Here is a 26,813-nt window from a genome sequence, read left to right as displayed (position 1 = left end):
GCAATCTGATTTGCGCCCGGTTGGATGCTACATTTGTAGGCTAAAAACTTGAGGCCCGTGAGGCCATGACAAAGCTATTTTAGGCTAGTGCCGCAACCCATAAATTAACACTTGACAGACCACTAGGAAGCCAGGAAACGCAAGCGACCCCTTAACAAAGCCCACAGTGATGTAGCGGGGCGCTCAAAAGCAAACAGCAGCAGGTTGGCCAGATAACGCGAGTGGTTTAGCCCCCTTTAAATTCCCGTATATTGGTAGAAATGCTCAAGTGGTTGAGCCCGCCCGCCAGGTGGTACGCCTGATGCCCGTACTCAATGCGGAAGCGGCTGATCTTGACCCCCAGCCCAAAGCTGAAACCGGCCAGGCTGCCAAAATTGTCTAGCGCGAGCTCCCGCCGCATCAGGTGGCTATAGCCTGCGCGCAGGCGGAGGTTCTCACGGGGACCGAGCAGGAACTCCCCGCTGAAGACAAAGTGCCGGAACAGGTTGTCGATCCAGATGCTGCTGCGGCTCTCCTCGGGCTGTTCTTCTCCAAAGAACAGCAGAGAAGGCTCGGCATTGGGGTCATCATAGCGGATGTTCCACCGGTTGAGGTAACGATAGGTGACCGATAAGCGGAAGGGCAGGTAGCGGAGCCGTTTGGAAATGCCGAGCTGTATCTCAAATGGCAGGGGCTCGGGGTTGCCTTCGGCATAGTAAGTGATCTGCCGGCCCATATTGCGGAAAACCAGGGCCCCGGTAAGGTTGCGGGCCGTATCGGCGTACAGCGCAGCAGCATCAAGCCCCAGCCCTATAGAGCTGTAGCCGGCCAGCTGTGAAGTGATGGCCCGGAAATTGGCCCCCAGAGCGAGCCGCTCGCTGACCTGCCGCCCTGCCCCGGCTGTGATCGCATATTCACTGGCCTGAAAAGAGCCTATGCGCTCCCCTAGCTCGTTGGTCTCGTCAAAAGTGCCATAGTGGATGTACTGCACTCCCAGGTGGCCTGTAATCTGCTTCGGCTCAAAGTAGTGGGCATAGCTGGCATAGCCGTGGTTGATGCCGGCTACCATAAAGCTGTGGCTGAAGGATAGCTGTTGGTGCATGCTGTGGTTGAGCACGGCTGGATTGCCTAACGCGAGGTTGGCATCATCATCCTGCACAGTGATCAGCGTGCCGCCAAGGGCCGTCTGCCGTGCGGAGTTCGAGAGGTTGAGGAATTCGTAGGTGTAGAGCCCGCCGATCTGCCCGTGCAGGCTGAGCACGCACAGCATGGGCAGAAAGAAAAGCAGCAGGCGGGTAGAAGTTCGCATAGCAGTAGGTTTTCGATGGGCAGCCATGGCCCGGATGATCAGTTAGAAGGGGCTTCCCGTTTCCAGGTCGTCCTGCAGATGCCGTTTTCACAATCCATCTTGCGTTCGAGCGTTCCATTTTCATCGTAGAGGCGGAGCTCGCCGTGCTCTTTGTCCCCGTTGCGATAGGTGCCCTCCGCTTTGAGGTTGCCGTTTTCATGGTACTCTACAAAGGGGCCGTTCTCCAGGTTGCTCTCAAAGCGCACCCGTTCCATGAGCTGCCCGTTGGGGTAGTACTTGAGCCAGTCGCCTTTCATTTCATTTTGGCTGTACTGCCCCTCGAGCTGCAGGCCACCTTCCGGATAGTATACGCGGTAAGGCCCGTCAAAAGTGCCCATCTGATAATGCTCCACAATCTGGGTGTCCCCATTTTCGAAATAAAGAGCGCGCAGCCCGTGCAGGGTATCGTCCACAAAATTGGCTTCCTCTACGAGTTGCCCGGCACTGTCGAGCTTTTGGTAGCGCCCTTGCCGGGCATAGTCTTCCGGGCTGCGGGTATACCGCTCGGTGTAGCCGTAGGCGTCCACGGCTTCCACCTTTTCCACTTTGGTGCGGCAGGCGGCAAGAGAGAGCAGCGCAAGTACAAGCGGCAATGTATTTCTAAGCATAGTTAGCGGGCCTTAAAAGGTAAAATGATCAGGTTGACGCTCCCATAATGAACGGAAAAGGGCGGGTTACATTTCCGACAGCGCAAAAATAACACTTTTACAAGAGGGCCAGGGCTCGCATTCTTGGAGCCAAAGCCTTAACTTTCCACTTATGAAGGACCGCCTGCGCCGTATTTTTTACGCTTTCCCTGTACAGCTGCTGGTGCTGCACCTGCGCAGCAACCACTTGTTGCTTTCCTTGTGGGCTGTTTTTTTCCTGCTCATCTCCGGTGCCCTGGCCCGCAAGCTGGGTTTTCAGTACCTCTTCCTCGATGCCGAATACCTGGGGCGGGTCAATTTCTGGAGCTTCTACTTCGTAGGGGTGGGCTTCGGCAGTTTTTTCATGAGCTGGAACCTGACCTCCTACCTGCTCAGTGCCCATTACTTCCCCTTCCTTGCTTCCTTGTCGCGCCCCTTCACTAAGTTTGCCATCAACAACTTTGTGCTCCCCCTGGGCTTTGTCCTGGCCTACCTGTCCATCACGGTCTACTTTCAGGCGTACTACGAGGGGCTGTCCTTCCGGGAAATATTCCTCAATGGGCTGGGCTTCCTGCTGGGCACCGCTACCCTGGTCCTGCTGTACGCCCTGTATTTTCAGTTCACCAACCGCGATATCTCTTACTACGAGCGCTGGCGCAGCCGCCCGCCACACCTGAGCCGCTCCTATACCCCGGGCCGGCGGCAGGTAGACTTGGAGTACATCAAACTGGATACCAACCGCTGGAAGGTGCTGACCTACCTCAACGAATCGCTACAGCCTCGCCTGGTGCGCAGTGTAGCCCACTACGACTCGGGCCTGCTGCGCAGTATTTTCAAACAGAACCACCTCAACGCGCTCGTGCTGCAGCTCCTGAGCATGGTCGTGCTGCTCATCCTCGGCTATCTGGTCGACTACCGGCCCTTCCGCATACCGGCGGGGGCCAGCCTCTTCATCCTTGCCAGCATCCTAACCGCTCTGGTGGGCGCCGTCATCTACTGGTTTGGAGAATGGAGCATAACGGTCATCATCACCATGCTGCTGGGGCTCAACCTCCTGACCCGCCACGAGCAGTTCAATTACAGCAATCATGCCTACGGGCTCAACTATGACACCCTGCGGGCAGAGTACTCGCTGGGGCGCTTGCGCGAAACAGCAGGCAGCAGCCACATAGAAGACGATAAAGCGGCGACAGAGGTTATCCTAAGCCGCTGGAAAGCTAAAACAGGGCAGGAAAAGCCTTGGCTGGTCTTGCAGTGCTCAAGCGGGGGCGGGCTCAAATCGGCTACCTGGAGCATGCAGGTTGTCCAAACAGCTGATAGCCTGCTGCAGGGGGAGCTGATGCGGCATACCGTGCTCATGACCGGGGCCTCAGGGGGCATGCTGGGCATGGCTTACCTGAGGGAGCTCTACCGGCGGCAGCAGCAGGGCGAAGCCTTGGACTGGCGCAATCCTGCTTACATAGATGATATCGCCAAAGACTTGGTCAACTCTATCGCTTTTACCATCGTTTCCAATGACCTCTTCATACCCTGGTCCCCCTTCGAAGCTAATGGCTATACCTACTACAAAGACCGGGGCTACATTTTTGAAAAGCAGCTCAATGAAAATACAAGGGGGCTGCTGGATCAGCGCATAGGCGATTATCAACGGGCTGAAGCACTGGCCGAAGTGCCTATGCTCTTCCTCACCCCTTCGATCGTCAATGATGCCCGCCGGATGATCATTTCCCCTCAAGGGGTCTCCTACATGATGATGGCACCGGTAGGGCAGCGCTACCCGGGGGCCGTGGAAGTAGATGCGGTAGACTTCCGCCGCATTTTTGCCGGCCAGGACGCTGACAACCTCCGTATGCTGTCTGCCTTGCGCATGAACGCGACCTACCCTTATGTCCTACCCAATGTACACTTGCCCAGCGAACCGGAGATCGAGGTCATGGACGCTGGCTTCCTCGACAACTATGGGATTGTGTCTGCTACCCGCTTCATTCAGGTCTTCCGGGAGTGGATATTGGAGCACACCAAAGGGGTGATCCTGCTGCAGATCAGCAGCTCCGATAAAGTAGAGGAGATTACGCCCAGTGGGGGGCAGGGGATCTTGGAGTCTATCTTTAACCCCTTAGGGATAGCAGGGAAGGTGCTGGTCCGCCAAGAATTTGAGCACGACAATAGCCTGGGGCTGCTCTACGACCTGCTGGGGGAGGAACGCTTCCATGTCATCCCATTTTTTTACCGCCCTACCTCTTCCAATAAGCTGGAAGCTTCTATCTCCTTCCACATCACCGCCCGGGAAAAAGCGGATGTGCTCCGTGCCATCCAACACCCCGACAATAAGTCCAGCCTGAGACAGTTGGAGGCCTTACTTGGCATAGGCGGCCAACCAAAACCAGGCTCATCTCATTAGTTCTTATAGCTTGGCAAGGCAGGTGGCGCCTTGGCAGGCAAAAGCTGACGTATACGATTGAGCACCCTAACAACGGGCGCATTGACCAATAACAACTCAAAAATGAAGATGATCCCGGCTTCTTTTCTGGAAAAGGCGATGAGCTACCCGGCTTATCGCCAAATGACGGACGAGCGCTTTGCACAGGGCAAAACTACAGGCGAAAATCACAGCGAAGCTATGCTTCAGTACACCAAGATCAGCATCGCACGCATGGCTCGCCTGGACAAAACTGCCCGCCTGTTACCGGAGGCCCTCGCTATAGTGGCCGAAATAGACCGGCCTATGACCTGGCTGGCCCTCACAGAAGCTTGGTGTGGCGATGCCGGGCAGATCATCCCCGTCTTGGCAAAACTGGCTGGCCAAAACCCTAACATCAGCCTGCGCCTGCTGCTGCGGGATGAGAACCTGGAGCTCATGGACGCATTCCTGACCAATGGCGGGCGCTCTATCCCCAAAATCATCTTGTTGGACAGCGAAAGCCGGCGGGTGCTCGGAGATTGGGGGCCTCGCCCTGAAGAGGTACAGCAAATGCTGCTGCAGCGCAGGCCTGCCATCGCTGAGCTGAATGACGAGGCGGAGCGTAAAGCGCAGATGCAAGAGCTGGTGAAAGACGTCCAAAAGTGGTATGCACGGGATAAAACCCGCAGTATTCAGCTCGAGTTTGCTGCGGCCCTTTCTGCCGCCATGGCTTTGCAGGAGTAAGCGCTTGCTGCCCTCGTGAACGCACAAAGCCAGCCCCCATCAGCACCTGTGGGGCCTGGCTTTGTGCTACCGCCGGGCGGCTTAAGACTTAGCCTAGTCGAGAACTAGTGGTCTGTCAAGGCTAAAACTAGGGGTTGCCTGCGGCGACTTTTGAGGCTACTCTTCGTTGGACAACCCCTTACGTAGCGCTGCTATGCGCGGGAACATCCGCCTTGATTAGCCTCAAAATTCGCTCCCACTCAACCCATAAATTAACACTTGACAGACCACTAGCAATTTTTTGATTGCACAAGGCCCGAAAAACGGAGTTTGGCCAAGTCCCGCTTTTGATGCACAAAAGCGGGAAGGATTTTCGGGCGAAGTATAAGCGAAAAAGTGTCCCGCTGTCTAGCGGGATAGCCCGATTGCTAAAGTCCCAATACGCTCTTAGTCTGCACTTTGATCTGGCTCTTCCCGTCCAGCCCTTTTAGCACTTCCACCTGTATGCCATCGGAGAGGCCCAGCTCCACTTGCCGTTTTTCAAACTGCCGCTCTCCAACCTGAAGCTCCACGTAGGCCGTATCCCCTTCGTAGAGTACATCGCGCTCCTGAATAGCGAGCACCTCCTTCCTGCGGTCGAGTATGATATCGGCGTTCGCGCTGTAGCCGGCCCGCAGGAAAACATCTTCAGTCGGCTTGACAGCTGCCCGGACTTCAAACTTGACCGTGCCTTCTTCATCTTCCCCTTTAGGAGAAATGAACTCTAGGGTAGCGTCGAACTCGAGATCCTCGATGGCCCCAACGGTGAGCAGTAAAGGCATGCCTTCGCGCAATTTGCCCACATCAGACTCGTCCACTTTCCCTTCAAAAATGAGGGCGTTCATATCTGCTACGATGGCAATGCTGGTGCCCTCATTGAAGTTGTTGCGCTCAATGACCGAAGTGCCCTCTTCCACGGGCAGGTCGAGGACCATGCCATCGAGGGTAGAAGTGACGATATTGGCCACCTGCTTGGAGTTGCTGCTAGCCCCTTCGCGCAGCAGCTGCAGGTTGTTGATAGCGGCCTCCAGCTCCTGCTCCCGTATGCTCACTTCTGTTTCAAACTGACGGATGCTGTTGGACGCCACCACCTTGGTGTTTTCATAGGCAGCCTGGGCAAGCTGAAAGTCGAGCTTAAACTGATTGTAGGCCTGTTGGGAGATGACCCCGTCGTCATAAAGCTGCCGCTGCCGCTCTTCTTCCTGCCGGGCATTTTCGTACCGGGCCCGGGCCTCTTCCACATCGAGCTGCTGCCGGTTCAGGCCCTGCTGCCGTTCTAGTTCGCGCTGAGCCTCCTGTAGCCGCAGCCGCGCCAGCTCCACATTAGATTTTGCCGTATTGATGTTGACCTCGCTAGGCACTAATTTGATGCGTGCCAGGCGCTGCCCTTTGGTCACAAGCTGGCCTTCCTCCACGTAGATCTCGTCTACCACCCCAGAAACCTGCGGTTTGATCATGACTTCTTTCCTGGGGCGGATGGCGCCGGTAGCTACCGTCTTTTTGATGATATCCGCTTGTACGGGCTGTGCTGTTTCGACCTGCTCCGCCTCCCTCGTATTGCGCTGGTAAAAGTAGGTGCCCAGGCCGATAGTGGCAATCAGCAGGAAGGCCCCGAATCCAATTAGACAACCTTTGTTCATATCTTTGGCTTTAGTTTATTCTGAATGTTATGGTGAGCCGCTTGGGCGCCAACCAGATTATCGTTTTTTGTGCTTGCCCCCTCCGTAAGGATAGGGGCCTGCCCCTGCCGCAAGGAGGGGGCACGATGGCAGGTGCCGCTATGCTCTGGGGCTCGCTATCCGCTCGGCCCTATCGGGCTTGCCACCCCTCCGCAGCGCTAGGCCGATGCCAGGCTATAGCATAGGTGCCTGCGGCATTTGGGTTCACGCCCAGCCGCTTACTCGTCGCGCAGAGCGACTACCGGATTGACCTGTGCGGCATGCCGGGCGGGGATGACCCCTGCCAATACACCGGCGAGAATGAGCAGCAGCAGTGCGCCAAGCCCCACGGTCAGGCTGATTTCTGGGTTGTAAAAAGTCTCTACTTCTATTTCATTGACCCGCATGAGGGTGCTGATACCCCAAATGAGGCCGGTGCCGGCAATCAGGCCGAGGTAGCCAGAAGTAGCAGTGATCAGGACAGACTCCGCTATGATCATGCGCACTATAGTGGCCGGGGGCGCTCCCAGCGCTTTGCGCACGCCGATCTCCTTGGTCCGCTCCTTTACCGTGATGAGCATGATATTGCCCACCCCTACGATGCCGGCCAGCAGGGTGCCAATGCCCACAAACCATAGGAATGCATTGATACCGCCAAACAAGCTGACGATGCTCTGGAAGTCCTCCTCAAGGTTGTAAGCCCCAATGCCGCGTGGGTCCTCAGGGTGTATGTTGTGCCGCTGTTTGAGCAGGGCTTTGACTTGCGGCTCAACCTGGCTGACGCGGATGTCTTCCCGGGCAGAACAGACAAAGTAGTCCACCCGCTCGCCTGTGCCAAAAGCACGGTACATGGTCGTCAGAGGGATGACCACGGCTTCCATGTCGCTTTCGGTCCAGGGCTTGACCTGAATCGGGCCAAAAGTGCCTACGACCTGGAACTCCACTCCCTGTATGCGTACATACTGCCCTATGGGCGAGGCTTGCCCAAACATGACCTCTGCCGCTCTCACGCCGAGCACCGCCACTTTCCGGGCGTCTTCCACATCTTTTTGGTTGATGTACCGGCCTGAATAGAGCCTAAGCGCTTCGATCTTTATCATGCCTTCCAGCTCTCCCCTGATTTCCCGGGCTTCGCCAATATCCCGGTGATAAACGGGCACGCTGTTCATGGAGAGGCGGGGTGCGACTTCCTCTATCCCGGCAATGTGGGTCTCAATAGCCCGGATATCCTGCAGCTGCAGGCGCGGGGCCCGTCCTGGCTGAAAGCCTTTGTAGGGCATGGTCGCCGGGGATGACCAGACGTACATGACGTTTTTGGCGCGGTCGCCAAAGCCCCGGAATGCACCGTTCTGCAGCCCTCTGCCCATACCGAGCACGAAGACCAGCATGAAGATGCCCCAGAATACACCAAGGGCAGTCAGGCCGGTCCTCAGTTTGTGCTTTCGTAATGTGGCCAGGATCTCCTGCCAGCTGTCGCGGTCCATCAGCATAGGTGGTTAGCTTTTCATGGCTTCAATCGGGTTTATTCGGGCAGCCTGCCGCGCGGGCATATAGCCGGCCAGCGCGCCAGCTATCACCAAGACGATGGTGGCCGTTACGGCTACACTGAGGTTGACTTCCGGGTTGCGGAAATAGTCCACTTCAAGGGATTCCATCAGGCTGATGACGCCCACCCCGGCTAGCAGCCCCATATAGCCGGCCACGGCTGTGATCAGTATGGCCTCCTGCAAAATCATGGAGATGATGGCTGTGGGCGTAGCGCCAAGTGCTTTTCGCACGCCTATTTCTTTGGTCCGGTCTTTGACCACAATCAGCATGATGTTGCTGATGCCAATCACCCCGGCAATGATACTGCCGATACCTACAAACCAGACGAAGGCACGGATGGCACCAAATAGGCTTTGGAACTGTTGGAATTCCTCGGCCGCACTGAAAATGGAGACCGCCCTGCGGTCTGCTATATCAAACTCATGCTTTCCGGCGAAAGCCGCCCGTACCTCCTGCTCCAGCTCCTTGGTCTGCTCCAGGTCAAGCCCATCTGTGGTGAGCATTAGCTGATGTACCTCATCGGTGCCGGCGTACACCTTCTGGGCAGTAGTGATGGGGATATAAATGATCCGCATCTCGTTGTCGCTGCCAGTGTCGCTGTAGGTGCCCACCACGCGGTAAACGATGCCCCCTATGGTGATAGGCTCCCCAATGGGGTCCTCCTCCCCGAACAGGTCCTGCCGGACGATCCGGCCTATGACGGCAACTTTCCGGTTGCTGGCCAGGTCGGCTTCGTTGATGTACCGGCCGGCCTCAACGATGGTGTTTTCCAAGTAGCGGTGCCCGGGGTGTACTGCACGGGTATTGAAGGATAGGCGTTTGTCTTTGTAAACCGTAACCTGATCGCCAGAGAGGTAGTAGCGCCCGGTCACATGCTCCACTCCATCGAATTGGGTAGAGAGCATATCATAATCCTCATTGGTGAACTGTATGCGCCGCCCTTTGGGCAGACCGTTGTAGGGCATGGAGGTCACGCCCCGCCTTATCCACATACTGTTCACAGCATCATCCCTGAATTGGTACTCCACGCCGTTCTGTAGCCCCTGCCCGGCGCCTAAGAGGATGACGAGCATGAAAATGCCCCAGAAGACGCCAAGGGCAGTGAGCATGGTCCGTAAAGGGTGGCGCTGAATGGAATTAAGGATTTCCCGCCACTTGTCGATATCAATCATGATGAAGTGGAGGTTGTGGAGGCATAAGAGCCATTAGACTCAATGAGCCCGTCGCGCAGGCGTATGACTTGCTGTGTCATTTCGGCAATATCGTTTTCGTGGGTCACGATGAGGACGGTCATGCCTTCTGCGTGTACTTTCTTGAAGAGCTCCATGACCTCATAGGAGGTTTTAGAGTCCAAGGCGCCCGTAGGCTCATCGGCCAAGATCACTTTGGGCTGAGTGATGAGCGCCCGGGCGATGGCAACCCTCTGCTGCTGCCCTCCGGAGAGCTGAGTCGGCAGGTGCCCGGCCCAGTCGGCCAGGCCTACCATATCTAAGTGCTCAAGGGCCAGCTTATGGCGCTCGCTCCGCTCCACCTTTTGGTAATACAGCGGCAAGGCCACATTCTCGGCTGCAGTCTTGAAGGGCAATAGGTTGAAGGACTGGAAGACAAATCCGATAAAACGGTTACGGTAGCGTGCCGCTTCAGTTTGGGACAAATTCTTGATAAGGGTGCCATCGAGGTAGTACTCCCCTACGTCGTAGTCATCAAGTATGCCAAGGATGTTGAGCAGGGTAGACTTCCCAGAGCCAGAAGAGCCCATGATGGAAGCGAAAGTGCCTGCTCTGAGCTCCAAGTCGATGCCCTTGAGCACTTGCATGCTGTTGGGGCCAGTCTGGTAAGACTTTTGGATGTTGTTGAGTTTGATCATAAGTTGAGCCGGGTGTGCTAAAGTTAAAGATGCAGAAGCACGGCGCTTTAGGTGCATCTTTTGGATAAAAGCTCTTAATTTCCGGATTAAGAGCGGGTTATTCCCATCAGGGCAGGGCATTGGGCTTTCCAGAAGGCAGGGTGCTGTTTGCGGCCGTCAACCCCTACTGAGCAGCAAGGATTTTTTCGGGGTACAGGCAGCACTATGTAAAGCTATGCGTTTTCGAATAGCAACCCATCTTGAAGCACCTTGCCTACTCATCGGGGGGAGCCCCCGGCTTTTTCAACAAGACCATAGCGGTACCAGTAATATGAAAAAAATCTACCCCATGGCAGTGTTGGTGTGCTTCAGCATACTGCTCGCTGCCTCTTGCAACTTAAGCTCGCTCAACGACCCCATCGTTGTGCCGGATGTGGAGGACGAATTCTACCTGGAGCTCTGGGAGTCTTTTTCGGCTCAGGGGCGTCAGCTGGAATGGAAGCTCCGGACCATAGAACCGGTAGACTGCGAAGATGCGCTGATCAGTTTCTCCTTCACCCAGCGGGCGGGCCAGGAGCTGGCACTGTCCATCAATGAGATTGTGAGCCCGGGCGATTGCGTGCCGCCTGGCGCACCAGCAGCGGCTACAGTTGAAGTAGGGGCCCTGCCCAATGGCGATTACCCTGTTTCCGTTGCTTTGCGGGCCACTGTGAGCAGAGAGGGGGAGCTGAGCGTCAGCCAGGATTTATACCAGATTGAGGTGGCCACAGGCGGGGGCATCATCCCGCTGCGCAATGAGCTGCACCGTATACCTGAAGGCACGATTTGGGGATATGCCAGCTATAGCCCCGACCGGGCGGTGGCACAGGCTTTTGAGGATGAGCTGCGGGCTTTGAGCAGCAGTCAGGGGCTCGCACTTGGCTATTATGGCTACTTCCGGGTTGAGCCCGGTGAACTGGAAATACTGGGGGCGGGCCAGCCTGCGGAAGGCGCTGTGGTTTTTCAGCGGCAGCTGGAAGCTGCCAACCGGGATGCAGTGGTCAGCCTGATTGAATCCTATCGGGCAAATTACCCAGACATAACAATTGCCGTTTGGAATACCCTTGGAGAAACTTGGTAGGCAGGCTTCAGGCGGGCATTGGCCTAGCGCTGCGTAGGGGTGGCAAGCCCGACAGGGCCGAGCGGACAGCGAGCCCCGGAGCATAGCGGCACCTGCCATTACGGCAGGGGCAGGCCCCTATCCTTACGGAGGGGGCAGGCAAAAAACGATAATCTGGTTGGCGCCCTAGGCGGTTTGGGGCGAAGAGGAAGCAGCTCTTTCGGTGGTGCGCTCCTTTTTCTTGCTCTCTTTCAGCTCAAAGCTGAACCCTTCAGACAACAGCTCCTCGTACCGGTTGCGGTCAAATTGGTAGAGCCGGGCAGGGCGGTGCGCCACCCCCTCCTGTGTCTCGTCCAGGTCAATGAGCAAATCCATAGAGAGTATTTTTTTCCGGAAGTTCCTTTTGTCCAGGCTCGTTTCCAAGATGGCCTCATAAAGGTGCTGCAGCTCGGTAAGGGTGAACTTGGGGGGCAGGAGCTCAAACCCGACGGGGCGGGAGCGCACCAGCCACTTCAAGCGGTGGAAACAAGCTTTGAGGATTTCGTCGTGGTCAAAAGCCAGCCCGGTCACCTCCGAGACGGAGTGCCATTTGGCCTTGCGGGCAATGGAAGAGGGCTGAAGGGTGTAGTGGCTGATTTTGATGAGGGAGAAATAGGCCACTGTGATGACCCGGCCAAAGGGGTGGCGGTTGACGGAGCCAAAGGTTTTGACCTGCTCCAGGAATACGTTCCGCAGGCCGGTCAGTTCTTCTAACACGCGTATGGCCGCCGTGTCCAAGTCTTCATTGGGGTAAACAAAATAGCCGGGCAAGCCCCACTTGCCCCGGTACGGGTCTTCTCCCCGCTTGATCAATAGTACCTTGAGGTCTCCTTCATCAAACCCAAAGATGACATTATCAACGGTGAAGGCCGACTTAAAATATTCGTTGAATTCGTTCATGCTCAGCTTGCTCGTTGGTCATTTATTTTGCGGGGCAGGGCAGTTTTATAGTGGGCTGCTCCGGGATGTTCTATTTGGCAAGGGCTTTTTAGGGGCTGATGTGGTTTGAGCTACTGTGTTTAGAGCTTGGCAAGCTCTTTAAGGGAAGTCTTGGGAAGTCCTGCCAAGAAGCATCTTTTATAAACTTTACATGAAAGTAGGTAAATATTTATTCATTCCCAACGAATTGGCAGCATATTAGTGTACATATTACACATTCTTTAAAGTACGTTCAACAAAAAAAGATGTGGGGGCAGGGGGGCGAGCGCAACACGTTGCCCCGGATTGTGTTACCCCTTAGTGACCAAAACAATATCCCTATGCTTTTGGAGGCCTTCGCCCGTTACGCCCATTTTGTGCTCATCCTCACCATGTCCTGTGCAATTGTGGGCGAGCACTTGCTGATCGCCCCCCAACTGCCCCGTCGTCAGCTGCAGCGGCTCTTTGTCCTCGATGGCCTATATGGCCTCAGTGCCCTGGGCATTGTTGGGGTTGGGCTCTGGCTTTGGCTGGGTATCGGCAAGCCCGCAGCGTTCTACAGTTCCAACCCTATTTTCCACCTTAAACTGGGCTTGTTCGCCCTGCTCGGGCTCCTCTCTGCAGGCCCGACCATATTTTTCTTCCGGGAGCGCAAAGGCGAGGCAGACGATACCGTAACCGTGCCTGCCCGCATCCTTTGGCTGATCCGGGCGGAGCTGCTGCTGCTTTTGCTCATCCCGCTCTGCGCTGCCTTGATGGCGCAAGGCATAGGGCTTAAATAGGCTGGCTGGCACTGCCGGGGAGCAGCCTGCCTGGGCCAATCGGCCTGCTATGGCCCGCTATATTCCTCACTTGGCGGGCTAAAAAAGCTTTGCGTATATTTAGAGATGTTGGGGCTTTAGTAATCGGGCTATCCCGCTAGACAGTGGGACACTTTTTCGCTTATACTTCGCCCCGAAAATCCCAACACGCTCTTATAGTCGGCCAGCCCCTTGCCCGCCTTTTAGGAGAGCAAGCGCTTAGGCTGGGCCGCCAACCCACTGCATTCACCTGAAAACACATCTGATGGTATGATTTATTATAAGACAAACGACAACTGGTTTGGCGATGTACGCCACTTGGCCAAGAGCTGGACCATGGTGCGGATCATGCGCAGTGTGGGGGTCATTGGGCTGTACGCAGCTGTAGTCTGCCTATCTGTAGAGCTGTTGGGGCTCGGCCAGTTTATCACCATCAACACTTCCGTGTTCTCCCTTTTGGGCGTCATACTGAGCATATTGCTGGTGTTCCGGACCAATTCGGCCTATGACCGGTGGTGGGAAGCTAGGAAACAATGGGGCGCCTTGGTCAACAATACCCGGAATATGGCCATCTATGTACACAGCATGTTCCCTGCAGAAGACAAAGCGGTGCGCCGCTTTATGGGCAAACACATAGCCAACTTTTGCCTGGCATTGGTGGAGCACCTTCGGAGCGGGGTGAAGCTGGAGAGCCTGATTTACCTTACAGAAGAAGAAAAGGAGGTGTTCGCTTCTAAGGCCCATATCCCTAACCACATCGCCCTGCTGATTTTCCAGCGCCTTGCGGAGGCACACCGGCAGGGCATCATCAATGAAGGGGACTACATCAACATCAAGGCGCAGCACCAAAGCCTGCTCGATATCCTAGGGGCTTGCGAGCGCATTAAGAAAACGCCCATCCCATTCTCCTACGCCGTCTACCTCAAGATTTTCATCACAGCTTATGGCCTTCTCCTGCCTTTTGCGCTGGTCAATACGTTCCACCTGATGAGCATCCCGCTGTCCATGTTCATCTTTTTTGCCCTGCTGGGGGTAGAGCTCCTCGGCGAAGAGATCGAAGACCCTTTTGGGCTAGACTGCAATGACCTGCCGACGGGGGACATAGCCCATACCATCAAGGGCAATATCTTTGAAATCCTGGAAGCGCGCCATCCGGAAAGCCGTGCCCGGGAGCTTTACGACAAAGTATTTTAAGCCCCCGGGCACTGTGCGGTTTACTGCCAGCGGATGCCAGCGCAGAGCCAACGGCCAGGCAGCCGCGCCCCTAGTACTTCCTGGTATTGCGTATTGCCTATGTTGAATGCTTGGCCGAACAGGGTGAGCGAAGGCGCAACGCGCACATTGGCCCTCAGGTTGCTGACCCAGTACTGACTGGGGATCTGCCCGCTGATAGCCTCCGTGACCTCGCTTTGGCGAACGATAAAGTTGGTAGAGGACGAAAGGCTGAACCAACCGAGCTGCAGCTGCACATTGGCGGCTGCATTGTGGCTAGGGTGGTTGGCAATATACTTGGACACCACGTCGCCGGGGGCGGTAGTCTCCAGCCAGGTATAGTTCAGCTGTGCCTTCAGGCTGCAGCTTTCGCTAAATGCCCAGGCCTTTTCCAAGGTGAGCTCAAGCCCGAAAGTTGCCGCTTCTGCGATGTTGTCGGTGTAGAAATAGTCCGCCCCAGACTGCAAAGTATTGACATTGCCGATTTCGTCAGCATTGCGCAGGGAGAAGTCGATCAAGTTCGTAGAGCGCCGGTAGAAAGTGGCTGCGCTGAGTGTAAGCTGGCCAGGCAGGTAGAAAGAGCTGCCGACCTCCCAAGAGTCTGACCGCTCTGCTTGCAGATCGGGGTTGCCGATGTTGCGGCCAGGAGCCAGGTTGGGGATCTGAGAAGACACAAAGCGCTCCGTGAAATCGGCAGCCCGTACGGCCCGGCCATAAGCTGCCCTGAGCAGGTAGTTGCCCGCTTTGTAGCTGACCGATGCCTGAGGGAGGAGCTCAAGCCCAAAGTTGGCATCATTTTCCAGCCGTAGGCTGGCATTGGCGTGCCAGTTGGAGCTGAAATCATGGGAGAAAACCCCGTAAAGCCCTGTGGAGTAGTGGCTGTGGTTGCCCCGGTCGGTGCTCCGTATCCGCTGTTGCAGGTGCTGAACCCCAAAAGCCACCTCGCTGCGCTCGCCCACAGGCAGGCGGTCGTTCAAGTTGAGGAAAGTCTGCCAAGTCCGGTGCTCATTGGGGGCAAAGGCAGGGTTGAAAGCAAATACATCGTCTGTCACTTTATAGCCTGCAGTAAGCTCTAGATGATGCTTGCCCGGTGTATACTGCACCGCCCCCTGTGTCCATAGCTGATCGATCTGCTCTATGGACTCGTCAAAGGTGCTTTGGGTGTAAAAATACTTGGCTGCGAAGTCCCGGTAATCTGCGCTGCCGCGCACATAAAACCGGAGGTCTTCGTTGGCTTTGTACCCTACCGAAGCCGAATAGGTGCGGATATCAAAATAATTTTGATAAAGGCTATCGGTAGCCGTGCCGGCCGCGAAGTTGGGGTTCGGCAATGTCTCCCCATCTGAGATATTCGACTTCAAAGAAGAGGAAAACTGCCATTTGCCGCTGCGCAGCACCGCCCCCACATCGGCCGACTGCAGTTGGTGCTGACCGGCGGAGAGCTCTCCTGCCAGCTCTAGCCCTTCCTGGCCTTGCAGCCCGAGGTAGGTCTTGGTTTTGATATGGATCAGGCCGCCAACGGCATCGCTGCCATAGGAAGAGGCGGCGGGGCCGCGCACGACTTCTATCTGTGCGATCTCGGACATGGCCACCGGGATGTTGTTGTTGAAGTGGGCGGTCAGCGGATCGTTCAGGCGCACATTATCGACCATGACGAGCACTTGCGAAAAGGTGCTCCCCCGTATGCCAATGTCGGTCTGCACGCCGAATGGGCCCCGCATATTGAGGTTGACGCCGGCCACGTAGCGCAGCATTTCATCTACCGTGCTGACCGGCATGGCCCGCAGGCGCTCGGCGGTGATGATGGTGATGCTCCGCCCAGTCTTGTACGCTTCCATCGGTATACGGGTTGCAGTGACCGTAACCTCTTCTAGTGTTTGCGGCTGCCCCTGTGCATGCAGGCAGCTGCCGGCAAACAAGGATAAAATGAGGGTAATAAGCTTTTGCGTAGACATAATCGGTGTTCGTTGTTGCATAAAACCCAAGTCAGCGACTCGGAAATTCGCCCCAAAGATTAGGAAATTATACACAAAACCTCTCCTCCTGATGGCCTAACTTGCTGGCCTGCTTCTTAGAGCGTGTCGGGACTTTAGTAATCGGTCTGTCCCGCTAGGCAGCGGGACACTTTTTTGCCTATACTTCGCTCCGAAAATCCTTCCCGCTTTTGTGCATAAAAAGCGGGACTTGGCTAAGCTCCGGTTTTCGGGCCTCGTCTAATCAAAAAATTGCTAGTGGCTTGAGGCACTAGTTCTCGACTAGAAGACCAAAGTCCCAACACGCTCTTATTGTTTCACTGTTTTGGCAACAGCCAACAGCTGCCCGTCAGGGCGTTGTAACAAGGCATAGAATATACCGGATGGCCAGTCTGCGGTAGATAAAATGGCCTTTTGCTGGCCTTCAGCCCATTTTTGGGCGTACACCTGCTCGCCCAAGCTGTTGAAGACCATCAGCTGCCCTTCGCCTGTAGGCCCGTTTGCGATGATAGAAAGGGTATGCTCAAAGGGGTTGGGGAAGGTCTGAAGGCTCAATACTGCAGCAGGGGCTGCGTTTTGTACGCCAACGGCAGGGGCCGCTTCCTGGGCGATAAGCTCAAAATCATCAAAATAGTAGCCATCGAGCTCAATGAAATTGTCGGCGCGGAGCAGGAAGCGGATTTGCAGGGCTTCAGCGCCCAGGTAGCCCGTCAGGTCAATCTCTTCCTGTACCCAATCTTCCTGTATGCCTTCATACACCTGCTCCAATGGCTGAAAGCCTCCGTTTCCCGGCACGGTATATTTCCCGCAAAGGGCAGTCCAGTTGTTGCCGTCAGTGGAAGCCTGCACTTGTGCGTAGTCGTAGCCCTGCTCAATGGCCCATTTGGCATAGAAGCGCAGCAGCAGGCGCTCCCCTTCTACTCCGGAGAGGTTGACCGGGTTGGACAAGGTCATTATACTGAAGGCATTAGAGGGGTAATTGCCGCCCGGGCTGTCTGTGAAAGCAGTTGGAGGGGAGACAAAATCCTCGGAGGTGATGCCCCATCCGCTAGTAACCTGCCAGTTGTTGGAGCTGGAATTGACCGGGTCTTGAAAAATTACCGTTTCGGTCCCGTGGATGTACTTTTTATCAAGGGTATCCCGGTAGACATAGTCGCCATAATCAATGGCAATAGCGAAGCGGGCATCCTGCACCAGCCCTTCTCCGGGGGTGAACTGCCAGGCGAACTCATAGTCGAGAGATGCTAAGAGCTCAAGGTCTAAGTTGATGGCCGGGGCATCCACTTCCAAGCCCGGGCTTGCTGAGGTTACGCTGAGCATGGCACTGCCTTCGCCTAGCCCAAAACGCTGCAAGTGGAGGGTCAGTAAGCCGCTCTGTGCGGGCAGGATTTCCGGGCTTTCCTCTTTTACATCAATGAAGTAGTGGACAAGATGGGCGGTGGCGAGGTTTTGCCAGAGGCACGATTTGTTGAGCTCGTCGATCGCGCTTTCGGGGGGCCAAAACCCAAAGCTCTCTGGGCCGACCTCCGGGGTATAAGAGTAGGCTTTCTCGCGGTTTTCGGTATCCCCATACATCCAGTCGTCGCTGCCTCCATTGACCACATAGCCTACCGTTTCTGTGCCTGTACCAAGCAGGAAGCTGTTCTGCCGGTTCATGATGCTGCCCATGCCTTTGAACAGCTCGTCCTCCAACGTTGGGGTGTCGTTATAACCCCAAGGGTGGATGAGCAGGTTGCCAAAGGAGTGGTAGTTGAGTATGATTTTAAAGTCATGGCGTTCACAAAAAGCCTTTACCGCCTGAGTCTCGGGCTCAGAGAAAGGGGCTGGCCCCCGGTATACCTGGCTATTGGGGCTGGGGGAAGAGCCATTGTTGTCAAAGCCCCATTCAAAGCCATAGTTGCGGTTCAGGTCTACCCCAGAGGGGAAGCCGTCAATGATGCGCCGGTTTTTTCGCCAAAGGCCGCCGCCATTGGGGTTGGTCTGTTCGTTGAACAGGTAGCCGTCCGGGTTGATGCAAGGGATAAAGTAGAGGTCGGTATGATCGATGAGGTAGCGGATTTCCGGGTCTGTTTCATAGTGCTCCAGCATATACCAGAGCTGGAAGATCATCTGGGAAAGGCTATTGGGCTCCCGCGCATGGTGGAGCGCAGTGTAGAGGACCTTCGGCTCACCGGGCTCTTCCATGTTTGGATTGTCAGAAAGCCGGAGCCAATAAATGGGGCGCCCTTCGTGAGAAAGGAAGGTATCGATAGGGGCAACCGGGCTGATGAGGTGGGGGAACAGCTCGGCCATACGGCCGAGCTCTGACAGCATTTCTGCATATGTAAAATAGCCGCCCATGCTGCCCGGTACATAATTTTCTGGCGTCTCGTATGGGAACAGGCTCCCGTCTTCCGGGCTGCAGCCGTTGCGCGTTTCCAACGCTTCAGGCTGGCTGGCATACCATTGGGCTACATCCGGTATGGCAATCCGGTAAGGCAGGCCGGCCTCGTCTATCAGCTGCACTTCTGCTTCAGAGAAGTCATTGACGAAGTAGGCCCCGGCTACGTAGTGCCCGTGGTCCGTTTCCAGCCCGAGCCGGGCGAGCTCCTGTAGGGAGTGCTGGCTTAAGTCTACCCGTACTCGGTGGTAAATGTCTTGTGCAAATAGGGAGGTGAGGGCAAAGGAGCATAACAAGGGAAGTAGAAAACTGCGCATAGTTGATTGTTTTTTACGCTAGGCCACTGGCCAAAGGCTTGTCAAAGAGCAAGATAAGCCCTGAAGAGGAAACTTAGCTGCAAAAAACAGGTTACTGCAGTGCAAAGGGCATTATTTGCGCAAATATTAGCCGGACATCAGGTCAATCCTCCCGGATAAGGGCGGAAACCCGCATGGCGCGCAGGGCCGGGGGCAGGGAAGCCAGCAAGCCAATGATGACTACCGTGACAGACACAATGAGGAAATCTACCGCCCGCAGACTGATGGGGTAAGCTTCTACTATAAAGTTGCCGGGCACAGTAATGATGCCGATGGTCTTTTGGGCTGCATAGAGCAGCAGGGCCAGGATAAGCCCCAGGAAAAGGCCTACTATGCTCAGCAAAAGGCCCTCGTTGAGGAAGATGTTGCGGACCGTTGTGTTGAGGGCGCCCATAGATTTCAGGATGGCAATATCGGGCTGTTTTTCGAGCACGATCATCCATAGCGCCCCGATCATATTGAAAGAGACAAGCAGCAACATCAAGCTGGCAATGGCGTAGCTCAGCCATTTCTCTACCTGCATCAGGCGCAGGAAAGCTGCTTCTTGGGCAAACCGGTCGCGCACGGTGTAGCCGGGGCCGAGCACAGCCTCCAACCGCTCGATAGCGGCCGGTGTGGCCACCCCGGGCTGCAGGCGGATTTCCAGTGCACTGACTTCATCTGGCCCGGCTTCCAGCAGCTCACGGGCAAAAGAAAGCGGAGCCAGTACATACTCATTATTGAACTCGTGCTGTATGACGAAAGTCCCGCCAGGGTAAATGTACCGCCTCCGGAAAGGCTGCAGCTGACGGCCGAACAGCCCGGGGCTCTGCCCTCTCCTAGGGGTATAAACGCCTAGCTCGGTGAAGGGGTCGCCTACATTGACCCCCAGCTTATCGCGCATGCCAAGGCCAAGGATAGCCAGCTCGCGCTGCCCGTCGCGCAATAGGTAGCGCCCTTCCCTTACGGTGGAGTCAATGCCCACTACTTGGCTGAAGTTGTCGCTAATGCCTTTCAGGGTCCCGAAGTCTTGGTTGTCCTTGTACTCAAAAAAGGCGACCTCTTGCAGCGAACGGGCTACGGCGGCTACCCCTTCCACCTGCTCAAGCTTCAGCAGGAGGGTCGAGTCTGCGTCAAATGTTTTGCCCTTGGCTGGCGTGACTTTAATGTCCGGGTTGAAATTGCTGTACATGGTGGCAATCAGGTCTTCAAATCCATTGAAGACCGACAGTACCAGGATAAGGGCCGCAGAGCCCACCGCAATGCCTAAGACTGAAATCCCCGTGATGATGTTGATCGCGTTTGTGGATTTGCGGGCGAAAAGGTAACGGCGGGCTATGCGCAGGGAAAATGTCATGTCAGCGTTTTAGTTCATTGCCGGGCGGGCTTGGGATGGCGCCTGCCCCGGCTGTGTGTTGATGGTGCGCAGCATGCCCTGCTGCTCTTCGATGAGCTGGTTCTGCTCGATATTACGAGCCTCGTACTCCGACTTGATCTGCTCTAGGTCGGCTATCATGCCCTCAAGGTCCTTGATGCGGTCTTCCAGCCCGTAGCTTTCCACCCCAAACCGTTGGAGCAGGTCGTCGTGCTGGCTGATTTTGGCGTCCCTCCGGCGGAAAAAGTCGGCATGGGCTTCCAATACCATATTGTGCTGTTGCCTTAGCTGGGTGTGGAGGGAGTCCTTACCTATTTTATTGGGCTGGCCATCGTACTTTTCCCGGAGGCTATCGTACTCCCCCTGCAGCTGATCGTAGCTGCTCTGATAGTACTCCATACCCTTGCGGGCTTCGTCGTAAGTCTGCTTCAGTTCGGTGTACATGCGCTCTTGCTCGCTTGTGCAAGACATGGCCACAAGTGTCATAAGGGCCAAGAACAAATAACTTTTTTTCATGCGTAATGTGGTCTACTTTGGCGGTTGAAATTATAAGTTGAAACTAATCGAAATCTTCCTCCCCATCCTCATTCAGGGGGTTATCATCTTCTGGTACGGAGGGGGCTTCATCCGGACATCCGGAAGGCCGGCTGGGCATGAGGTACAAATCAATTCTGGTGCCTTTGGCGATCATCTGCCCAGGCTCAAACCCTGGGTCTTGCTCGTAGACAAAAGCCTGGCTTTCCAGCCCTGCAGCGCCAATGGTTTCTCCCAGGACAAGGTTGCTGCTGCTGATGAGGAATATGGCCTCGTCATAGCGCTTGCAGATCAGGTTGGGCAGGGGCACCTCATTGGTAATGCGCTCGGTTATGACAAACTCCAGGGTGGCCCCTCTCGGGATTTTGACGCCCCGCCTGAGCATATCATCTGTGATTTTCCGGCCATTGTGGTAGAAGTGCAGGATGCTGTTCTCCTCCTGTTTATTATCGAACACCCGCTCCTTGATAGAGGTGGAAATATCAAGCCGTTCGGCTTTGGTCCGGTATTGGAGATAGCTGTACCCGGCATCGAGCAGCGTGGGGAGCAGCACGGAATCAGCCTGTGAACGGTACTTGCTCACGTAAATGGTGCGCCCTTCTTTAGCCCGCTGATTGGGGCGGGGCTCTTGCTGGAAGATGCTGTTCGGGCGCTGGCTGCTATCGAAAAAGGAATCGATGGCAATCAATTTGAAGTTCTGCTTTTCTGCTTTGAGCAGGGCGTCCTCCATATCCATGCCAATGAAGTCTGGGATTTGAATGGACTCGCCGTGGTGGGTATGCCATCTCAGCGACCACTTGATGAGGAGGAAGCTGCCGGCGAGCATCAGCAGGATGCCCCCCATATTCTTCAGGAAGATGGGGGATTTCAGAAAAGCCCAAGTTTCCTGAGCATACACCCGTGCCTTTGCCTTTAGCTCCTCGGCCCTGTTGCGTGCCTCGTGCGGTTTGGGGTGTTCTGCCCTAGGGGGCATTTGCGGTTCATTCATGGCTGTCTTTTTTGAAGGGGCAGCGGTTGGTTTTTCAGGTTGCAGGGGAGGTGCGGCAGCCTCCTCGGGCCAGAGCAGCTGGGCAATCTTCCCGACGGTCAGCTGCAGCGGTTGTTCCGGGCAAAGGTAAGGGGCACCCGCTAAAAAAGGCAAACAGGTGTTGATATCTGTAAAAATAACGTTCTGGCTCCCATCTTCGTACTGCAGCACCCAAGCTTCAATCTCTGCTAGCCCGCCGAGATTGAGTATCCTGGCCCCTTTTTCCAGCACAGGCATCAGTTGGGCCTGCAACGCTGAAGGGAACGCTTTGGTAGGGGCTGGAGATTGCGCAGCTGTGGGATATTTTTCTTCTGGCGGCAGTACCGTTGCAGCCAGCGGCCGCACCTTCATGCTCAGCCATTCGAAACGCCTGCCATACCGCTCTCCGCCTGCCCCAAGGAGGGTAGCAGAGAGGTACCCTGCCCATACGGCCCCTTTGGGCAGTACCATTTGCTCTATAACAGCTTGGGCTACGGCTGGCACCGCCTGGCTGTGAGGGATGCGGAGCTGCCTTCGGCTTTCCTGAGCTTCCGCCCCTTCCGGCCGGAAACTTAGGGCGAGGTAAGCTTCAAGGGCTGCCCGGTCTGGGAGCGGGACAACAGCCTGTGTACGGTGCCCTTGAGCAGGTTTCCCAACCAGAGGGTAATCTAGTTGGCTTTCCACGCGCAGCAGGCAGTCTGCCGGAGCTTGATGGTATTGGGCTTGGGCAATGCGCAGCTGCCGTGCGGTGTTCAGCCCATTGCGCTTGAGGGTCTGTAGGGCGTGGTAGCGGTCGGTGCATATTTCTGTTGCAGAGGCAGGGCTACTGCTGTGGGGCAAGCCCAGCTCTTCCAGCTCGGCAGCTGCCAACAGCGCGTCCTCTTCTGTCAGCTGCAGCCATATCCTGCTGCCGCGCAGGGCATCTAGGCTCATTTTGCCTTTAGGCTCTGCCGCGGGGGGGCGGCCTGTCCAAGAGGCCAAGGCGTGCTGTGGCCGATTGCCGGGCTGAGCGGCAGCGCCTGTAAAAAGCATTCCGGCATGAATGGCCTCCCATTGTCCGCCCTGGCCTTTTTGGAGCAGCAAGGGCGGCGCTCCGCCTAAGGCTTGCAGTGCATTCCACAACTGCCGGGCGCCTTCTTCAAACAAAGGCTCCTTCGAAAAAAGGATGGCAGACGGTTCAGCCCGGCCGGGGCGCGCTGCCCACTGCAACTGCAGCGATTGTAAAATAGCTTGCGTGCCTGGTATTTCTTGTGAGCGGGCCCGCAGAGAAGCGGCAATCAAGGCCGTGAGGCCATCTTTGGGCGGGTATCCGGCAAGCGTAGCCTGCCCAAGCAATTGGGCCAGGTGCTTGGGCTGACTGCTGGCACTGAGCCAATAGGGCTGCCCATCGCTCCCCTCAATCCCTTCGAACACAGCGTACCCCTGAAGGCCCAAGGCTTCAAAAAGCCCTTCTGCTGCAGCGGTGAGCTGTCCGGGCTGTGTAAGGGGGTGCTCACCGGAAGCCATTGGGGGCAAGGCTACAGGCCCTCCCTCCGGGCTTTGGAAAACCAGGCAGCTAAAGGCTGCCCCTGTGGGCAAAGTGCTGATGAGCACTTCATCGGATGGCTGTGCACTGAGGTGCTGTATTTCGAACCACTGCCCCGTAGAAGCCTGCGCAGCCTGGTCGTTGAGGAACTGGCACAGGCTTGCCGCGTCATGAAAGGTATAGGCCGCCCCCGAGAAGTTGACTTCTAGGGGAAGCCCGAGGCCGTCTTGAGCATCCGCCAGCAAGTCTGCATATTCTTGCCGGTCGTATCCACTGCGGTCTGCCCATTCTGCAACGGGCAGGATTTCTCTGGAGAATGCCCGATTGACCGCCAGCTCAAAATCCTCCAGCCCGTCTTGTGGGTGGAGCTGGGTTTGCCCTGTTGCCCCCCGGTTAAAGCCAGGGCGGATGTTCAGGGGGGAGCTCAATTGGGCAAGGGCTTTTTCGAAGAATTGGGCAGGGCTGCCCGCTGCCCACTCCTCCCGTTGTACCTTGACAGTAGGTGGGGGCAAGGCGCCCACGAGGGGCAGCAGTTCAGAAAACCTGCTGCGGTCAATGGTGTACCGGCAGGCTTTGGGCGAAAGCCCATTGTAGGGGACACCTGCCTGCTGCAGCTGTTCTTGAAGGCTGCCGTCTTCTCCAATAGGCCCCGGCAGGACAAGCCAGGCAAAGTCGATATGGTCGGACAGGGAGGGCCAGGACAATGGGCGCTCTTGTTGCCTGGCCTGGCCGTAGAGGTAGTATTCGTCGGTTTCCCAAAGGTTGCCTGCTTCGCTGAGGCGGATGATAACCGGCTGGAACAGCTGCTGGTCCAATAAGGCATAGAGCGCTCTGGCAGAGCGGGCTGTCTGTCCTGAAAGGTGCTGGGGAGCTCCTGTGATAATGCCGATTTTCATTCCTTGTGTTGTTTTGGCACCTGCCGCAGCCCGGGGAAGGCAGGCTGCTGTAACAAAGGTAAAAAATCCTGCCTACACCTTAGCTGGGCACAAGCTTTGGGGGCCAACCAAAATAGCGCAGGCTTATGATGGCACCGGACTAGCGCTGCGAAGGGGTGGAAAGCCCGTCAGGGCCGAGCGGGCAGCGAGCCCCGCAGCATAGCGACCCCTGCCTTGCGGCAGGGGTAGGCCCAAAAAACGATAATCTGGATTGCGCTCTAGGGTTCTTCGCCCTTTTGTGGGGGAGCTGCACCTGCCTTTTTAGGCAGATGTGTACTTTTGCAGCCCGCACAGGCCTGGGGCTGCTTTTAACGATAGAAAGGGGCAGCATGGGCATGCGTTCAAACCGCATTAAAAAGCCGGCAGTACGCCCAACTTTACACAGTAGCATGAACAGGGAAATATTAAGGCTGGCCATCCCCAATATCATCAGCAATATCTCGGTGCCTCTGCTGAGCAGTGTGGATACGGCCCTGATGGGGCGGATGTCGGAGCTCCATATTGGGGCGGTGGGCGTAGGGGCTATGCTGTTCAATTTTATTTATTGGAACTTTGGCTTTCTGCGCATGGGCACAACGGGGATAACGGCACAGGCCTATGGGCGCAACGACGCTTCAGAGCTGTCGCATACCTTGGGCAGGGCCTTGTTGGTGGTCTTGGCTGTTGCGGCTTTGCTCCTGCTTGTGCAGGGCCCTTTGGGTTATTGGGGGGCTACCCTCATGAATGCAGAAGGAGAGCAGCTCGGCCTGGTGCTGAGGTACTTCAATATCCGGATATGGGCTGCGCCGGCTACGTTGGGGCTCTATGCTTTCATGGGCTGGTTCTTTGGCATGCAGAACCCCATCTTCCCGCTTGTGCTGACCATCTTTATCAACCTCATCAATATCGCCATGAGCGTATATCTGGTACAGTACCATGGCATGGGCGTAGACGGGGTCGCCTGGGGCACGCTCATTGCACAGTACAGTGGCCTGTTTCTGGCCGTGGGGCTATGGGCTTGGCGCTACCGCGGGCTGCGGGCCCACCTGAGCTGGAGCGCAGTAGCTGGCGTGGAGGAACTCCTGGGCTTCCTTCGCATCAATGCAGACATATTCTTGCGTACCCTTTGCCTGACCAGCGCTTTTGCTTTTTTCTATGCACGCTCTGCAGAGCTGGGCGTCATGTCGCTGGCGGTCAATACCATCCTGCTGCAGTTTCTGAATTGGATGTCTTATGGCGTGGATGGGTTTGCGTATGCTTCTGAGAGCCTGGTCGGGAAGTACAAAGGGGCGGGCAGGCCCGCACAGACCAGGCAGGCCATTGGGCTGTCTTTTGCCTGGGGCATGGGCTTAGCTGTGCTGTTTAGCCTGGCGTACGGGCTGGGCGGCCCTCAGCTGCTCCGGCTTTTCACCAATCAGGAAGATGTGCTGGCCGCTGCCGCGCCTTATTTGTTCTGGATGGCCCTACTGCCTATTTTGGGCACCCCCAGCTACATCTGGGATGGGGTGTACGTCGGGCTGACGGCCTCTAAGGCCATGCGCAACAGTATGATCATGGCGTTTGTTGTGTTCTTGCTAGCCTATTGGGCGGGCATGGGGCTGGGCAATCATGGGCTTTGGCTGGCTATGCTGCTCTTCTTGGCCGGCCGTGGGGCATTTCAGCACCTTCTCTTTTACCGAAAAGGCTTGTCTATCAGCTAAAGCAAGGCGCAACGGATACTAATGATGACGATCAAACTAGCTCAACCGGATCAGGAACCGGAGATTTTTTACAGCATACAGGGAGAAGGGAAAAACCTGGGGCAGCCCAGCATCTTCGTCCGCACCTCACTTTGCAACTTGCACTGCAGCTGGTGCGATACAGATTATACCTGGAACTGGAAGGGCACCCGGTTCCGGCACGACCGGGATGCAGAGCCGGGGTACGAAAAATTTGATAAAGCCAGGCATATCGCTGAAATGCCGCTGGAAAAAGTAGCTGAAGCCATCGCCGCCTTCCCGTGCAAGAACGTTGTCCTTACCGGAGGAGAACCTATGCTGCAGCAGCCGCAGCTTACGGCCCTGATGCAGATGCTCGGGCCTGACTACTGGTTTGAAGTAGAGACCAATGGCACGCTGTTGCCAGAGCCGGGCTTTGATGAGCGCATCAACCAATACAACGTTTCCCCTAAGCTGGCCAACTCGAACAACAGCCAGAAGCTCAGGGAACGGCCAAAGGTGTACCGCTTTTTCGCCCAATCTCCCAAAGCCCACTTTAAGTTTGTCCTATCTGATGTACAGGAACTGGAAGAAGTGCTCGCCTTAGTCCGGAAGTACGGCCTGCCCCCCCAAAGCGTATACCTCATGCCAGAAGGGACGACTGCCGGCCGATTGGCGGAGAAGCAGGCTTGGCTAATTGAGGCCTGCAAAGCTCATGGTTTCCACTTTACCAGCCGCCTGCACATCCTGGTATATGGGAATAAGCGGGGCGTTTAGCCTGTTGCGCGGTACCAGAATAAAAACGCCCCCAGAATGGACAACCATGCTGGGGGCATTG

General features: G+C 56.1%; 19 protein-coding genes. 7 read left to right on the top strand and 12 right to left on the bottom strand.

The genetic code is table 11. From position 1 onward, the window contains the following. Positions 1–226: 226 nt before the first annotated feature. On the bottom strand, positions 227–1,288 hold the full coding sequence (gene porQ, locus FRY97_RS03190; RefSeq protein ID WP_147165975.1) for a type IX secretion system protein PorQ: 1,062 nt from the start codon (positions 1,286–1,288) through the stop codon (positions 227–229). Positions 1,289–1,326: 38 nt separating this feature from the next. After that, complete coding sequence (locus FRY97_RS03185) at positions 1,327–1,935, bottom strand: toxin-antitoxin system YwqK family antitoxin (RefSeq protein WP_147165974.1); 609 nt, start codon at positions 1,933–1,935, stop codon at positions 1,327–1,329. Positions 1,936–2,086: 151 nt separating this feature from the next. Here FRY97_RS03185 and FRY97_RS03180 point away from each other — a divergent pair, with 151 nt between their 5' ends. Both FRY97_RS03180 and FRY97_RS03175 read left to right on the top strand, forming a co-directional pair. After that, a complete protein-coding gene (locus FRY97_RS03180) occupies positions 2,087–4,354 on the top strand; it encodes a patatin-like phospholipase family protein (RefSeq protein ID WP_147165973.1) in 2,268 nt (755 codons plus the stop codon). Positions 4,355–4,456: 102 nt separating this feature from the next. After that, positions 4,457–5,098: a thioredoxin family protein gene (locus tag FRY97_RS03175; RefSeq protein ID WP_211356797.1), complete on the top strand. Its 642-nt coding sequence runs from the start codon at positions 4,457–4,459 to the stop codon at positions 5,096–5,098. Positions 5,099–5,505: 407 nt separating this feature from the next. Here FRY97_RS03175 and FRY97_RS03170 read toward each other — a convergent pair whose 3' ends face one another. From FRY97_RS03170 to FRY97_RS03155, 4 genes are all read right to left on the bottom strand, one after another. Next, positions 5,506–6,756, bottom strand: coding sequence for an efflux RND transporter periplasmic adaptor subunit (locus FRY97_RS03170; protein WP_147165972.1), 1,251 nt, complete (start codon positions 6,754–6,756; stop codon positions 5,506–5,508). Between the two features lie 257 nt (positions 6,757–7,013). Then, entirely contained in the window at positions 7,014–8,264 is a 1,251-nt protein-coding gene (locus FRY97_RS03165; protein WP_147165971.1) for an ABC transporter permease, read from the bottom strand. Positions 8,265–8,270: 6 nt separating this feature from the next. After that, a complete protein-coding gene (locus FRY97_RS03160) occupies positions 8,271–9,494 on the bottom strand; it encodes an ABC transporter permease (RefSeq protein WP_147165970.1) in 1,224 nt (407 codons plus the stop codon). Continuing rightward, positions 9,491–10,189, bottom strand: a complete 699-nt coding sequence (locus FRY97_RS03155; protein WP_147165969.1) for an ABC transporter ATP-binding protein — start codon at positions 10,187–10,189, stop codon at positions 9,491–9,493. Before FRY97_RS03155 ends, FRY97_RS03160 begins: the two co-directional genes overlap by 4 nt. A gap of 310 nt (positions 10,190–10,499) precedes the next feature. Here FRY97_RS03155 and FRY97_RS03150 point away from each other — a divergent pair, with 310 nt between their 5' ends. Further along, on the top strand, positions 10,500–11,288 hold the full coding sequence (locus FRY97_RS03150) for a hypothetical protein (RefSeq protein ID WP_147165968.1): 789 nt from the start codon (positions 10,500–10,502) through the stop codon (positions 11,286–11,288). A 165-nt stretch (positions 11,289–11,453) separates the two neighbouring features. On the opposite strand, the gene FRY97_RS03145 is transcribed toward FRY97_RS03150, so the two are convergent. Beyond that, entirely contained in the window at positions 11,454–12,206 is a 753-nt protein-coding gene (locus tag FRY97_RS03145; protein WP_147165967.1) for an NUDIX hydrolase, read from the bottom strand. A 359-nt stretch (positions 12,207–12,565) separates the two neighbouring features. On the opposite strand from FRY97_RS03145, the gene FRY97_RS03140 reads away from it, so the two are divergent. Together FRY97_RS03140 and FRY97_RS03135 are read left to right on the top strand one after the other, a co-directional pair. Continuing rightward, entirely contained in the window at positions 12,566–13,006 is a 441-nt protein-coding gene (locus tag FRY97_RS03140; protein WP_147165966.1) for a DUF2214 family protein, read from the top strand. A gap of 288 nt (positions 13,007–13,294) precedes the next feature. Next, positions 13,295–14,218, top strand: a complete 924-nt coding sequence (locus tag FRY97_RS03135; RefSeq protein WP_147165965.1) for a bestrophin family protein — start codon at positions 13,295–13,297, stop codon at positions 14,216–14,218. A 20-nt stretch (positions 14,219–14,238) separates the two neighbouring features. On the opposite strand, the gene FRY97_RS03130 is transcribed toward FRY97_RS03135, so the two are convergent. The 5 genes from FRY97_RS03130 to FRY97_RS03110 all read right to left on the bottom strand — a co-directional run bounded on the left by FRY97_RS03130 (position 14,239) and on the right by FRY97_RS03110 (position 24,260). Then, the gene (locus tag FRY97_RS03130; protein WP_170254481.1) at positions 14,239–16,191 is read right to left on the bottom strand and encodes a TonB-dependent receptor plug domain-containing protein; all 1,953 of its coding nucleotides are present in this window, start codon (positions 16,189–16,191) and stop codon (positions 14,239–14,241) included. Positions 16,192–16,518: 327 nt separating this feature from the next. Continuing rightward, complete coding sequence (locus tag FRY97_RS03125) at positions 16,519–18,906, bottom strand: M14 family zinc carboxypeptidase (RefSeq protein ID WP_147165963.1); 2,388 nt, start codon at positions 18,904–18,906, stop codon at positions 16,519–16,521. A gap of 142 nt (positions 18,907–19,048) precedes the next feature. Then, on the bottom strand, positions 19,049–20,281 hold the full coding sequence (locus tag FRY97_RS03120) for an ABC transporter permease (RefSeq protein ID WP_147165962.1): 1,233 nt from the start codon (positions 20,279–20,281) through the stop codon (positions 19,049–19,051). Positions 20,282–20,290: 9 nt separating this feature from the next. Then, entirely contained in the window at positions 20,291–20,815 is a 525-nt protein-coding gene (locus FRY97_RS03115; RefSeq protein ID WP_147165961.1) for a hypothetical protein, read from the bottom strand. 43 nt (positions 20,816–20,858) lie between these two features. Then, positions 20,859–24,260: a PASTA domain-containing protein gene (locus tag FRY97_RS03110; protein WP_147165960.1), complete on the bottom strand. Its 3,402-nt coding sequence runs from the start codon at positions 24,258–24,260 to the stop codon at positions 20,859–20,861. Between the two features lie 428 nt (positions 24,261–24,688). Here FRY97_RS03110 and FRY97_RS03105 point away from each other — a divergent pair, with 428 nt between their 5' ends. Together FRY97_RS03105 and FRY97_RS03100 are read left to right on the top strand one after the other, a co-directional pair. Then, positions 24,689–25,978 carry an MATE family efflux transporter gene (locus tag FRY97_RS03105; protein WP_147165959.1) on the top strand — a complete coding sequence of 430 codons (1,290 nt, stop codon included), beginning with the start codon at positions 24,689–24,691 and terminating at the stop codon, positions 25,976–25,978. Positions 25,979–25,999: 21 nt separating this feature from the next. Further along, entirely contained in the window at positions 26,000–26,752 is a 753-nt protein-coding gene (locus FRY97_RS03100) for a 7-carboxy-7-deazaguanine synthase QueE (RefSeq protein WP_170254480.1), read from the top strand. Positions 26,753–26,813 lie beyond the last annotated feature (61 nt).

The sequence above is a fragment of the Phaeodactylibacter luteus genome, assembly GCF_007993045.1.
GTDB lineage: Bacteria > Bacteroidota > Bacteroidia > Chitinophagales > Saprospiraceae > Phaeodactylibacter > Phaeodactylibacter luteus.
Note: the sequence above shows the minus strand (reverse complement) of the source record. Positions and strands in the feature narration are given on the sequence as shown.

Bases quoted from the DNA above. Each gene is read 5' to 3' on its own strand.
- FRY97_RS03130 (WP_170254481.1), bottom strand. From the start codon at position 16,191: ATGTCTACGCAAAAGCTTATTACCCTCATTTTATCCTTGTTTGCCGGC.
- porQ (WP_147165975.1), bottom strand. From the start codon at position 1,288: ATGCGAACTTCTACCCGCCTGCTGCTTTTCTTTCTGCCCATGCTGTGC.
- FRY97_RS03170 (WP_147165972.1), bottom strand. From the start codon at position 6,756: ATGAACAAAGGTTGTCTAATTGGATTCGGGGCCTTCCTGCTGATTGCC.
- FRY97_RS03115 (WP_147165961.1), bottom strand. From the start codon at position 20,815: ATGAAAAAAAGTTATTTGTTCTTGGCCCTTATGACACTTGTGGCCATG.
- FRY97_RS03180 (WP_147165973.1), top strand. From the start codon at position 2,087: ATGAAGGACCGCCTGCGCCGTATTTTTTACGCTTTCCCTGTACAGCTG.
- FRY97_RS03110 (WP_147165960.1), bottom strand. From the start codon at position 24,260: ATGAAAATCGGCATTATCACAGGAGCTCCCCAGCACCTTTCAGGACAG.
- FRY97_RS03155 (WP_147165969.1), bottom strand. From the start codon at position 10,189: ATGATCAAACTCAACAACATCCAAAAGTCTTACCAGACTGGCCCCAAC.
- FRY97_RS03100 (WP_170254480.1), top strand. From the start codon at position 26,000: ATGATGACGATCAAACTAGCTCAACCGGATCAGGAACCGGAGATTTTT.
- FRY97_RS03125 (WP_147165963.1), bottom strand. From the start codon at position 18,906: ATGCGCAGTTTTCTACTTCCCTTGTTATGCTCCTTTGCCCTCACCTCC.
- FRY97_RS03145 (WP_147165967.1), bottom strand. From the start codon at position 12,206: ATGAACGAATTCAACGAATATTTTAAGTCGGCCTTCACCGTTGATAAT.
- FRY97_RS03150 (WP_147165968.1), top strand. From the start codon at position 10,500: ATGAAAAAAATCTACCCCATGGCAGTGTTGGTGTGCTTCAGCATACTG.
- FRY97_RS03120 (WP_147165962.1), bottom strand. From the start codon at position 20,281: ATGACATTTTCCCTGCGCATAGCCCGCCGTTACCTTTTCGCCCGCAAA.
- FRY97_RS03185 (WP_147165974.1), bottom strand. From the start codon at position 1,935: ATGCTTAGAAATACATTGCCGCTTGTACTTGCGCTGCTCTCTCTTGCC.
- FRY97_RS03135 (WP_147165965.1), top strand. From the start codon at position 13,295: ATGATTTATTATAAGACAAACGACAACTGGTTTGGCGATGTACGCCAC.
- FRY97_RS03160 (WP_147165970.1), bottom strand. From the start codon at position 9,494: ATGATTGATATCGACAAGTGGCGGGAAATCCTTAATTCCATTCAGCGC.
- FRY97_RS03140 (WP_147165966.1), top strand. From the start codon at position 12,566: ATGCTTTTGGAGGCCTTCGCCCGTTACGCCCATTTTGTGCTCATCCTC.
- FRY97_RS03165 (WP_147165971.1), bottom strand. From the start codon at position 8,264: ATGCTGATGGACCGCGACAGCTGGCAGGAGATCCTGGCCACATTACGA.
- FRY97_RS03175 (WP_211356797.1), top strand. From the start codon at position 4,457: ATGAAGATGATCCCGGCTTCTTTTCTGGAAAAGGCGATGAGCTACCCG.
- FRY97_RS03105 (WP_147165959.1), top strand. From the start codon at position 24,689: ATGAACAGGGAAATATTAAGGCTGGCCATCCCCAATATCATCAGCAAT.